This is a genomic window from Roseofilum sp. SBFL (assembly GCF_017746885.1).
In the GTDB taxonomy this organism is placed as follows: Bacteria; Cyanobacteriota; Cyanobacteriia; order Cyanobacteriales; family Desertifilaceae; genus Roseofilum.
Genome location: NZ_JAGHZH010000015.1, coordinates 1 through 10429 on the forward strand (window position 1 = coordinate 1; position 10429 = coordinate 10429).

General features: G+C 46.5%; 11 protein-coding genes, 1 tRNA gene and 1 pseudogene. 9 read left to right on the forward strand and 4 right to left on the reverse strand.

Annotation, left to right across the window (positions count from 1 at the left end; translation table 11 throughout):
• Positions 1 to 120 precede the first annotated feature (120 nt).
• Entirely contained in the window at positions 121 to 1002 is an 882-nt protein-coding gene (locus J7545_RS01100; protein ID WP_318699868.1) for a hypothetical protein, read from the reverse strand.
• Between the two features lie 300 nt (positions 1003 to 1302).
• Between J7545_RS01100 and J7545_RS23850 the strand changes: the two are divergent.
• A pseudogene (locus J7545_RS23850) lies at positions 1303 to 1908 on the forward strand (hypothetical protein).
• Positions 1909 to 2014: 106 nt separating this feature from the next.
• On the opposite strand, the gene J7545_RS01110 reads toward J7545_RS23850, so the two are convergent.
• Both J7545_RS01110 and mnmA read right to left on the reverse strand, forming a co-directional pair.
• Positions 2015 to 2245, reverse strand: coding sequence for a hypothetical protein (locus J7545_RS01110; protein ID WP_318699866.1), 231 nt, complete (start codon positions 2243 to 2245; stop codon positions 2015 to 2017).
• Positions 2223 to 3284, reverse strand: coding sequence for a tRNA 2-thiouridine(34) synthase MnmA (gene mnmA, locus J7545_RS01115; RefSeq protein WP_318699864.1), 1062 nt, complete (start codon positions 3282 to 3284; stop codon positions 2223 to 2225). The genes J7545_RS01110 and mnmA overlap by 23 nt, the downstream gene beginning before the upstream one ends.
• A 104-nt stretch (positions 3285 to 3388) precedes the next feature.
• Between mnmA and J7545_RS01120 the strand changes: the two genes are divergently transcribed.
• The 7 genes from J7545_RS01120 (at position 3389) to mdh (ending at position 9312) form a co-directional block, all read left to right on the forward strand.
• A complete protein-coding gene (locus tag J7545_RS01120; RefSeq protein WP_318699862.1) occupies positions 3389 to 4099 on the forward strand; it encodes an SPOR domain-containing protein in 711 nt (236 codons plus the stop codon).
• Positions 4100 to 4113: 14 nt separating this feature from the next.
• Positions 4114 to 4323: a hypothetical protein gene (locus J7545_RS01125; RefSeq protein ID WP_318699861.1), complete on the forward strand. Its 210-nt coding sequence runs from the start codon at positions 4114 to 4116 to the stop codon at positions 4321 to 4323.
• 49 nt (positions 4324 to 4372) lie between these two features.
• Positions 4373 to 5341: a glutathione S-transferase family protein gene (locus tag J7545_RS01130; protein ID WP_318699860.1), complete on the forward strand. Its 969-nt coding sequence runs from the start codon at positions 4373 to 4375 to the stop codon at positions 5339 to 5341.
• Positions 5342 to 5501: 160 nt separating this feature from the next.
• Entirely contained in the window at positions 5502 to 7034 is a 1533-nt protein-coding gene (locus J7545_RS01135) for an NAD(P)H-hydrate dehydratase (RefSeq protein WP_318699859.1), read from the forward strand.
• A complete protein-coding gene (locus tag J7545_RS01140) occupies positions 7031 to 7864 on the forward strand; it encodes a DALR anticodon-binding domain-containing protein (protein ID WP_318719010.1) in 834 nt (277 codons plus the stop codon). The genes J7545_RS01135 and J7545_RS01140 overlap by 4 nt, the downstream gene beginning before the upstream one ends.
• A gap of 245 nt (positions 7865 to 8109) precedes the next feature.
• Positions 8110 to 8331, forward strand: a complete 222-nt coding sequence (locus J7545_RS01145; protein ID WP_271944370.1) for an NAD(P)H-quinone oxidoreductase subunit O — start codon at positions 8110 to 8112, stop codon at positions 8329 to 8331.
• An 18-nt stretch (positions 8332 to 8349) separates the two neighbouring features.
• Positions 8350 to 9312 (forward strand): malate dehydrogenase, encoded by a 963-nt coding sequence (gene mdh, locus J7545_RS01150; protein WP_318719011.1) that lies wholly within the window; start codon positions 8350 to 8352, stop codon positions 9310 to 9312.
• A 44-nt stretch (positions 9313 to 9356) separates the two neighbouring features.
• Here mdh and moaC read toward each other — a convergent pair whose 3' ends face one another.
• Positions 9357 to 9857 carry a cyclic pyranopterin monophosphate synthase MoaC gene (gene moaC, locus J7545_RS01155; protein WP_318719012.1) on the reverse strand — a complete coding sequence of 167 codons (501 nt, stop codon included), beginning with the start codon at positions 9855 to 9857 and terminating at the stop codon, positions 9357 to 9359.
• A gap of 39 nt (positions 9858 to 9896) precedes the next feature.
• Here moaC and J7545_RS01160 point away from each other — a divergent pair.
• Positions 9897 to 9970 (forward strand) — tRNA-Arg (locus J7545_RS01160).
• Positions 9971 to 10429 lie beyond the last annotated feature (459 nt).

Here is a 10429-nt window from a genome sequence, read left to right on the forward strand (position 1 = left end):
AAATGTTGACGCAAAAGACAATTACGAAAGACTCCATTAATAAACAGGGTCATCAGGAGACCAACAACTTTATTAAAATTTATTCACCAATCCCAGGTAAGTTACCTCCTAGGAGTTCGTTTAGTCTGGCATTTTCCTCCTAACTTCATGACACCGCTTAATAGTCTCAAATGTACTATTAGCTTTAGGAACACACTCACGTAACTTAACCCCTGGGTCTTTAATTCCTAATAATTCAATCAAGTTAGAGTAATCAGGATGCACCATCGGTCGAGCTATTCTATCAGCAGTTTTCACTGTGATATAGTGACGCTTCCCACTGGTATCAGTCACCCAAAACCCATCCCCAATGACGATGATATTTTCATCATTAGTTGGGTCATGAATTGCTTTGAAGGTGCAACCATTTACAGTTATAGGTTCATCAAGGTTAAGGATAGCCTTGAATTCAGAAGCTCTAAAGCCATAGAGTAGGTTAATACAAAATACCTTGAACCATGACCTGCGAGACTCAATATTGCGCCATTGAGCTGGAGTTAGTTCGTAACCACTGAGACCTAAAACTCTATCTCTAAAGTCTAGAAAAGCCTCAAGGTCAATGGTTTGTTCTTCAGTTTTGGTGACCACTTTGATAGTTCCAAAATGATTGGTGACTTTATCTAATTCAGAGGAGAGTCTAGTGTCCCTAAAAAGCTTACAGCAAGCTGTATAGGCATTCTTGAAACCCTTGGTCTTCTTACGGTGTAATTCTTCCCAGTTCCTCATGATTTCAGAAATGAGATTTTCACCAGTAAGCTTTAGCTTGGGGTTAAGCTTTTGGAAGTATGCACCATAAGTTGAATGGTAATTAGCTAGAGTATTAGTTTGAAGTTTTTCTTCGCTCCTATCTCTACCGCACTTATCAAAACCATTGAGGTAATTGTTTTTCACTATCTCAATGGCATTAGAGTGAAAATACTCATTAACCAGACTCCATGCCTGCTTAGTGTAATTGTCAGACATCTGCCTATTTCCTTTCCAAGGTTCTACAAGGCAGATTTGGCAAAGCTTCTAGCCATTCAAATAGCGTTAGCTATTAGGTGATATCACGGTTCAAGTCCTTTCATCCGCATTACCTGAACAACTGGCGACCAAAGGTCTTTCACCTCCTCATCGCCAAGACAAGAGAAGCTACGACCTAAAACCCGTAGGCAGGCGGCTGGGACTTCAGGGGAAATCATCACCATTGAGGAACAGAAAAAAAGCGTTGTTTCTACCCTCCAACCTCACCTCAATGATGAAACCTACGAAAACAACTTTGGCCTGTTCAAAAACGGCTACGAAGTTCTCTGGAAGATTGCCCAAACTCTCTCCTATCCTGACTTCTACGAAGCTTGGCACGGTTTCCTCCCCTCTGCCGTCAACCTAGCCAAGTTTCCTGAACTCCTACGCGCTGCTCTCCTGGAACCCCACACCTGGCAACTGCTGATTATCGATCCCTCTGCCGTCAACCTAGCCAAGTTTCCTGAACTCCTACGCGCTGCTCTCCTGGAACCCCACACCTGGCAACTGCTGATTATCGATGGCAGTACGTTTATCGATCGCGATAATCCAGCAAAAAATGTGTATTATGAAATGCTCGAACAAGGCTGTCCCGAAAGCAAGCAGGGCAGACCAGATAAAATGGTGGACTTATAATATTACTGGACAAGCCTCTGCAAAAACAGCAACCCTCCCCTAGCTCTGATCTTCTACGACAACCCCCAACCCCCAGCCCCCCAAGGCTTCAGCGACACTGTCCTGGACGCTCTCACTCGCTTCCAGGGTAAAGTCTGCGTAGTTACCCAGCCACCCCATCCCTCGCTGCCAACCTTCTCCCCGAAACATCCGCGTTTGATTGAGCAGATTGTGGCGTGGTTAGAGTGCTAGGTGCGGACTCAGAAACCGGGTTTCTGCCCAGGCTCATCACTCTCTCCCAAGTTCTCGTAGAAACCCGGTTTCTTGGCACGTTCGCGATCTCCCCCATACACAAACGCTAGTCTAGTTTAGGCTGGCAATCGGTAAATGACAAAGCTTCTTCATCGAGATAACCGGCGATCGCCATTTCAATGACTGCCCAAACTGGATAGTCCATTTGTTGAGCGCGCCTTAAGAGTCCATCACGAATCGTTTCCAGTAATCTGTCTAAGAACACTTGTGCTACTGTAGACGAGAGGTGTTCGGCGATCGCGGGTTGAGAACATCTAAAGTTTGGACTTGCGTTCAATGATACCACCTCCCAAGAGGCGATCGCCCTCATACCAAACCGCCCCTTGTCCTGGTGTTACCCCAAACTGAGGTTCATCAAAGCGCAAATGTACCCGATTTTCCCCTAAAGGAACCACGGTTACCGGAACCGGTTGGGAGCGATAGCGAATCCGAACTTCAGCGCGAATCGGACTATCCGGTGGCGCAATTGACACCCAATTCACCCGACTCACCGTACACTCCGGATCGGCTGCACTGTCGCGAGTTCCCACAATCACCCGATTCATCACTGGGTCAAGATCCACCACATATAACGGTTCTGAATAAGCAACCCCTAAACCGCGCCGTTGGCCAATCGTGTAATGATGAATCCCTTGATGCTGTCCTAAAACCTTGCCCCCTTGGTCAACAATCTCTCCAGTCTTCTGGTTAATATACCGATCCAAAAAGGACTGCATCGATCCATGGGCTTCCACCAAGCATAAATCTTGACTTTCCGGCTTTTCTGCCGTCGTCAAATTAAACTCGGCTGCTAGGCGGCGCGTTTCCGTTTTCGGCGTTTCTCCCAAGGGAAACAACGTAGAAGCCAAGATTTCTTGAGACAGATCGTACAAGAAATAGGACTGATCTTTTTGGAGATCAATTGCCTTCAAAAGCTGATAGCGTCCGGACTGCTCCTCAAACGCAATCCGCGCATAATGGCCCGTAGCGATATAATCAATACCCAGCTCAGATTTAGCATAATTAATCATCGGGCCAAACTTCACCGCCCGATTACACTGGGAACAAGGTAGGGGCGTAATTCCTTCCCGATAACCCGACACCAAATAATCAATAATATTCTGCTCAAACAACTCGCGACTATCGACAATATGGTGGGGAACCCCAAGCTGTTCGCAAATTTTCGCCGCATCTACCATACCTTCCGAGCAGCACTGTCCCTTCCCCTTCATCAACCAAAGGGTTAATCCCACAATATCGTATCCTTGATGATGAAGAACTGCTGCGGCAGTAGAACTATCTACGCCTCCAGAGAGTCCGACGACAACCTTTTTCATGGCAGCGACTGAAGCTTACTGTGAACAAAAGCATAATTGTTATGTACCCTTCTAAGGGTAACACCTCCGTCCTTTCTCTGGAGGATCTGAATTTTTAAGAGACTATGAACAACCCAAAACAGCATTCAAGACTGAATCGAGTTATCCTTCTGGGGAGTTTGGGATTAGGATTAATGGTCAGCACTAGCGCTCAGTCCCAACAAGTCCCCTTACCCCCTCCTCCTCCCCTGAATGCCATACCGACGATTCCGGGTAATATCAATTCACCCTATGTAGCTCCGAGTGCCTACCCCTATCGGGTTTGGGTTAATGGGAATTCTCCCCTGTTATTAGAACAAGTTAAACAGCTTGTACCGGATGCCTTTATCAGGCAAATAGGTAGCCGCACAGTGATTCAGGCGGGTGCATTTGTGTCCGAATTCCAGGCTCAGGAGCGTTTGTCTTTGTTGCGATCGCGCGGTATTTTGGCCGAAGTTGTTTCCCTACAAGGGGACACCCTCGCTGGTGGTCCAAATTATCTCCCCCCCAATTACCCCACCCCAGTTACCCCGGCAAATACCATCAACCCCAACCCTGTCCCAGTCGCTGGTAAAGGTTATTATGTGGTCATTCCTAGCCCTCAAGATGATGCTAATCTAGTGGCTAATCGCGTGCGGCAAATAATTCCCAATACGGTTAATGTTGTAGCTAAACGCTCTCGTCGAGGGATGCATGTTGCCGTTGGTCCCTATGCTAACCGCAGCGAAGCCGCAGAAATAATGTCATTGTTACAAAATTCAGGATTAAGCAATGCTCGCGTTTATTTTGGTCGTTAACATCGAGTCTGGTTATGAGACCCCCAAATGATGATTTTTCTGGATCGGTTCAAGGTTGTTTAGGACAACTGGTCACTTACTTCGTAGTTGCTATTGTTCTCTTTTTTCTGGTCTTATTCGCTGGCAGTTATTTCCATACTACCTTTAATACTATATTAGTGGTTTGGTTGGGATTAATGCTATTTGTTTCTCTGGTATTTATCCTCAAAATGACTGAGGGTTAAGCTCGATTTTTTGTTAAGGGTGTTATTCAAATTATAAGGAATATATACTATGGGCTTAGGATTATTAGTCGATGGTCAATGGGTTTCACGACGGGAACAATCGGATCAAAAAGGAAATTTTATCCGCCCCCAAACCACATTTAGAAATGAAATTACTGCCGATGGCTCTAGTGGATTTAAGGCAGAAGCTGGGCGCTATCATTTATATATTTCTTGGGCTTGTCCTTGGGCCCATCGCACAGCTATTCTTAGAAAGCTCAAAGGATTGGAATCTGCAATTAGCTTATCAGTCGTCGATCCAGAAATCGATCAAAATGGTTGGGAGTTTTCTGAATCTCCCGGTTGTATTCCCGATACCGTTAATCAGGCTGATTACCTTTGGCAACTTTATTTAAAAGCCGATCCAAATTATAGCGGTCGAGTGACCGTTCCTGTTTTGTGGGATAAGAAAACCCATACTATTGTCAACAATGAGTCTCGCGAAATTATCTGCATATTGGATACGGAGTTTGAACGATTTGCGGAACGTCAAGTTTCATTTTATCCAGAAGAGTTACAGGATATTATCAATAGTACGATGGACACCATTTATCAGCCGATTAATAATGGAGTCTATCGTGCTGGCTTTGCGACGACGCAAGAGGCTTATGAACAAGGATTAACGGAATTGTTTGAGGCCTTAGATCATTGGGATCAAGTGTTAGAACAACAACCTTATTTGTGCGGCGATCGCATCACTCAAGCGGATTGGTGTTTCTTTACCACGTTATTACGCTTTGATATGGTCTACTATGGTCATTTTAAGTGTAATCTCCACCCGATTACAGATTATAAAAATTTATGGAACTATCTGAAAGAACTGTATCAAGTGCCAGGAGTGGCAGAAACTTGTAACTTCGATCATATTAAGCGCCATTATTATCGCAGCCATACGGATATTAATCCAACTAAAATTGTGCCTAAAGGGCCGATTTTGGATTTTGAAGCGCCTTACGATCGGAATGTGTTAATGCATTAGTGGGAGATGGGGAGATAGGGAGATAGGGGGACACGGAGACACCGAGACACGGAGACACCGAGAAGGGGACATAGGACTTTCTTTAAATTCTAAAACCGAGTTACCATAACCTATTCCCTATTCCCTATTCCCTATTCCCTAGTGCTTCGCGCTATAAACTATGACTCATTGCCGAAATCAAATTGCCGAAATTGTTGTCACTGCGGCTGAAATGCGAGCCATTGAAAACCGCCTATTTGCGGCGGGAATGCCAGTAGCGGCACTTATGGAAAAGGTGGCGGGTTTAGTGGCTCGCCGGATGATGGCTCAATGGAAAGCACTAGGGTTAGCCCCCACTAAAATTGGTGTATTGGTGGGGCCAGGTCATAATGGTGGCGATGCCTTGGTGATTGCTAGGGAATTGTATTTGCAAGGCTATTCGGTGGTAGTGACGCAACCGTTGGCGAACTTAAAGGAACTCACTCAAGCTCATGCCGAGTATGGGAAAAGTTTGGACATTCCTTGGGTGAGTTTGGATGAATTACTGGCGAGTTGCGAGATTCTGATTGATGGCTTATTTGGATTTGGTTTAGAGCGTTCTATTTCGGGAGAGTTGGCAGAGCAGATCGATCGCATTAATCAATCCCAAATATTGATTTGTAGCATTGATTTGCCGTCTGGTATCCATACAGATACGGGACAAGTTCTCGGCTGTGCTATTCGCGCTGATTATACGTTCTGTTTGGGACTGTGGAAAGCGGCTTGTTTGCAAGATGCGGCAGTTGAGTATTTAGGAACAGTGGAATGGATTGATTTTGGTATTCCGTTCGCTGATATTGACGCGATTTTAGGTCAGTCTTCTCGATGTTATCGGATTACGAGGGAAGGGGCGATCGCCGGTCTTCCCCTTCCCCGTCCTCTCCTTTCTCATAAATACAAAGCCGGTCATCTGTTGCTGGTGTGCGGTTCAGAAGAGTATGCAGGTAGTGCCATTTTAACTGGTTTAGGGGCCCGCGCTTCTGGGGTGGGGATGCTTTCGATTGCCGTTCCCCACCGCTTAAAACCCCTGCTGGTTGCCCAGTTACCGGAAGCGCTGATTATTCCTTGTCCAGAAACCGAGACGGGGGCGATCGCCGAACTCCCCGATACTCTAAACTATCAGAAGTATCAGGCGATCGCCTGCGGCCCAGGAATCACGCGATCGGCTGAACCCCTTATTCCCACTCTCCTCAATCTTCCCATCCCTGCGATCCTCGATGCAGATGGACTCAATATCCTTGCGAGTCTCGGTATGTCCCAACTGAACCAACGATCGGCTCCCACAATTCTCACGCCCCATACAGGAGAATTTAAGCGCCTCTTCCCTAATATTGACCCTAATATTGACCGGATAAAAGCGGTTCGCGCAGCGAGTCAAGAAACCGGGGCGATCGTGTTGCTCAAAGGGGCAAGAACAGCTATTGGCAGCCCCACCGGAACCGTTTACCTGAACCCCGAAAGTACCCCAGCCCTCGCTAGAGGAGGCAGTGGTGATGTACTTACCGGGCTGTTAGGGGGTCTAGTTGCCCAACTGCCCCAAGCTCCAGAAATGGCTACTCAGACGGCTACCTGGTGGCACGCTCAAGCTGGAATATTAGCGGCTCAACAGCGTACGGCTTTAGGGGTAGATGCCTTTCACCTTACTGAATACCTGAGCCAAATTCCCCTACGATGAAAAGAAATCTGCAAAAAGCCATCCATCAGGGAATAGAAACATCCTTCGTGAGCTTGAAGCGTGAAGAAATTCCGGTGGAACTGTTGCCAGAGCATCAACCCTTAGGGTATCAATCGGCGATCGCTCTTAAATTATCTTCCTATAGCGACCAAACCCCTCTTTATTTAGCTAAACAACTGCGGCAGTTCCTTTCCCTACAAGAGAACTTATTCGCATTTTCCCTTGCTGTTCGTTCTCCCGGTTGGCTGCAATTTCATTACTGCGATCTAGGTTTAGCCGAGCAACTGCAAGCCTTTTTGCTCACTACCTTGGTACTTACAGCGCCACGTGCTGCGACTGAGTACCCGGTTGAATCCCCAAAACGATGTAACACAACCCTATTCCCTAAGATCGATCCTCACTCCCCAGAAGTCTTTAGCTGGCAAGCTACCCATGCTCGCTGTTGTGCCCTCTTGCGTCTTGCTCAACATCAAGGGTTAATGAGCCTGGATGAGTCTACCTTAAAGATCGTCGAACCCGATCGCATTCCTTGGTTAGATGACGGACAATTTCAACTGGTTCATCCCAGCGAACAGACCTTAATCCGCTCCCTCTTGCATATCTGGGATACTCTCAATGACGATCGAGCATCCCCGCGCTTACCCTCCTTAACCGAAAAACTTAGTCAAGATCTTCTGAGATTCGATCGCCAATGCCGCATCTGGGGATCAACTTTAAAGCAAAATCGCCCACTTTCCCTCAGTCGTTTGGCATTAGTGGCGATCGCCAGAAAAACCCTCAAAACCTTACTAGAACAAGGATTAAACCTGATTGCCCCCCCAGAATTGTAGAGGATGCCACCCAAAAAATTTCTTCAAGGGATGACAAACCCAATTGAGTAAGCTATATTGACTATCGTGTGAGGAGCGAACCAGTAAGGACACCGAGACGAAACACGGCCAGTCGTCGGTGTCCTTTCTGATTTAAATCTAAAATTAAATCCCTTCAGAAGAATAACCGCTAAAATCAATCCTTGAATCCCGATCGCTCCTTGGTATCATGAGGGAAGTTTTGAAACGTAATTCCTGAGTTGATTATGGCAGCAGCAATTAAAAAAGGTTCAATGGTACGGGCTATCCAAGAAAAACTGGACAATTCCCTAGAAGCTTGTGCAAGTGATACCCGGTTTCCTCCCTACATTTTTGAAACCCAAGGCGAGATCATGGATATCAAAGGTGACTACGCCTTAGTCAAATTTGGTCAGGTTCCCACCCCCAATATTTGGCTGCGTGTCGATCAACTAGAGTTGTTCAACTAACAAAAACGAGAATTTGCCATGGTTAAATCTCATCAAGCGATCGCTCCGAGTGTCGGTATCATTGGAGCGGGAAAAGTCGGCAGCACCCTGGCGCAACGTATTGCAGAAAAAGACTTAGCTGACGTGGTTCTCTTGGATGTGATAGAAGGGATGCCTCAAGGGATCGCGTTGGATCTGATGGAAGCACGGGGAGTTGAGCGCCACGATCGTCAATTGATCGGTACCAATAATTATGCCGATTTGGTCGATTGCGATATTGTGGTGATTACCGCAGGGAAACCCCGTACACCAGGCATGAGTCGGGAAGAGTTGGTCAAAATCAATACCAAAATCGTTAAATCTGTGGTCAAAGAGTCCGTCCAGCACTGTCCCCAAGCCATCTTTATGTTAGTCACCAATCCCCTGGATGTGATGACCTATTTGGCGTGGAAAGCGAGTGGTCTCGACTCCAGTCGGGTTATGGGAATGGCAGGAGTTCTGGACTCGGCAAGATTTCAAACCTTTATCTCCCTAGAGTTAGGATGCTCGATCGCTGATATCCAAACTCTAGTCTTAGGAGGACATGGGGATCTGATGGTTCCCTTACCTCGCTTTTCCACGGTTCGGGGAATTCCTATTACCGAACTGATGGATCGAGCCGCGATCGATCGCCTCGTCGAGAGGACTCGCAAAGGCGGTGCAGAAATTGTGCAACTGATGAAAACCGGTAGCGCTTATTATGCGCCTGCATCCTCAGTCTGTCTCATGGTAGAAGCCGTATTACACAATCAATCCCGCTTTATGCCGGTTGCCGGATATCTCCAAGGGCAATATGGTTTGAATGACATCTATATGGGTATTCCTTGTCAATTGGGATATCAGGGAATTGAGAAGATCTTGGAGTTGCCCCTAGCAGAGTCCGAAATTGCTGCCCTCCATGAGTCCGCTACATCCGTGCGTAAAGGCATAGAAATGGCTGAAAGTTTAGTGGGCTTTGATTAATGAATCATTAACACTTAGATAATGGGAATCCGTTTTCCTATTCCCTAGGGTACCGCGCTATAGTGACCCGATTTACCGCCAGTTTTTTCGATTAAATGGATGGATTCGATCGCGATCGCCTTATCCAGAGCTTTGGCCATATCGTATAACGTCAGAGCGGCAATAGAAACAGCCGTTAACGCTTCCATTTCCACTCCAGTTTCAGCGGTGGTTTTGACCGTTGCCACAATTTGATAACCGGGTAACTGGCGATCAGGTTCAATTTCAACCTGAATCTTTTGTAGGGGTAAGGGATGACAGAGAGGAATAAGTTGGGCGGTTTGTTTGGCAGCCATAATTCCGGCTAGTTTAGCAGTAGCGATAATATCGCCTTTGGGGGCATTCCCCGCTAAAATCGCGTCTAAGGTAGCCGGTTGCATTCGCATTTGTCCACCGGCGATCGCCATCCGTACCGTTGCTGTTTTTCCGGAAACATCCACCATCTGGACTTCTCCTGACTCGTTCACATGGCTTAACCCGGAAGTTGAAAAAAATTCTTGTGTCATGGGCAATAAGTGTGCTATATTAGTTTTCTAGACAGTTAAGGGCTTGTAGCTCAGTGGACTAGAGCACGTGGCTACGGACCACGGTGTCGGGGGTTCGAATCCCTCCTAGCCCGTCTAACTCAAATAAACCTGAGGAGGGAAATCTCATTCCCGAAACCCAGAACAAAATCTGGTGCTCAACACACATTCAACACAAATCCATCCTAACTCCATCCCTTCCCATAGGTCAGCCCTTAGGTAACTCACATAGAAAAGTCTCATAATATCTGCAATGAAACATAGATAATCCTGTGTAGTGCTAAAATAGATATATATCCAGCCTGGAAAGTCAACTAGGGGTGACAGGCAAAATATATATCCAGCCCAGAGACCCTATTTGCCTCTCCAAAGAAGATATATATCAACTAACCCTCCACAGCCCAGCATGACCCCAAAGAAAATATCCCCAATCACTGGACTAAGTGATGAGGAAAAAGTAATATTACGAAAACTGGGACTAGGGAATCTCTCATTAGGAGTGAGAATAGCGGCGAAGCTTGTGAAAGAAGCGACTGCCCAGGAAATGCTCAAAG

Coding starts and splice junctions, on each gene's coding strand:
- J7545_RS01120 (WP_318699862.1), top strand. CDS start 3,389: ATGAACAACCCAAAACAGCATTCAAGACTGAATCGAGTTATCCTTCTG.
- J7545_RS01130 (WP_318699860.1), top strand. CDS start 4,373: ATGGGCTTAGGATTATTAGTCGATGGTCAATGGGTTTCACGACGGGAA.
- J7545_RS01135 (WP_318699859.1), top strand. CDS start 5,502: ATGACTCATTGCCGAAATCAAATTGCCGAAATTGTTGTCACTGCGGCT.
- mnmA (WP_318699864.1), bottom strand. CDS start 3,284: ATGAAAAAGGTTGTCGTCGGACTCTCTGGAGGCGTAGATAGTTCTACT.
- J7545_RS01140 (WP_318719010.1), top strand. CDS start 7,031: ATGAAAAGAAATCTGCAAAAAGCCATCCATCAGGGAATAGAAACATCC.
- moaC (WP_318719012.1), bottom strand. CDS start 9,857: ATGACACAAGAATTTTTTTCAACTTCCGGGTTAAGCCATGTGAACGAG.
- mdh (WP_318719011.1), top strand. CDS start 8,350: ATGGTTAAATCTCATCAAGCGATCGCTCCGAGTGTCGGTATCATTGGA.
- J7545_RS01100 (WP_318699868.1), bottom strand. CDS start 1,002: ATGTCTGACAATTACACTAAGCAGGCATGGAGTCTGGTTAATGAGTAT.
- J7545_RS01125 (WP_318699861.1), top strand. CDS start 4,114: ATGAGACCCCCAAATGATGATTTTTCTGGATCGGTTCAAGGTTGTTTA.
- J7545_RS01145 (WP_271944370.1), top strand. CDS start 8,110: ATGGCAGCAGCAATTAAAAAAGGTTCAATGGTACGGGCTATCCAAGAA.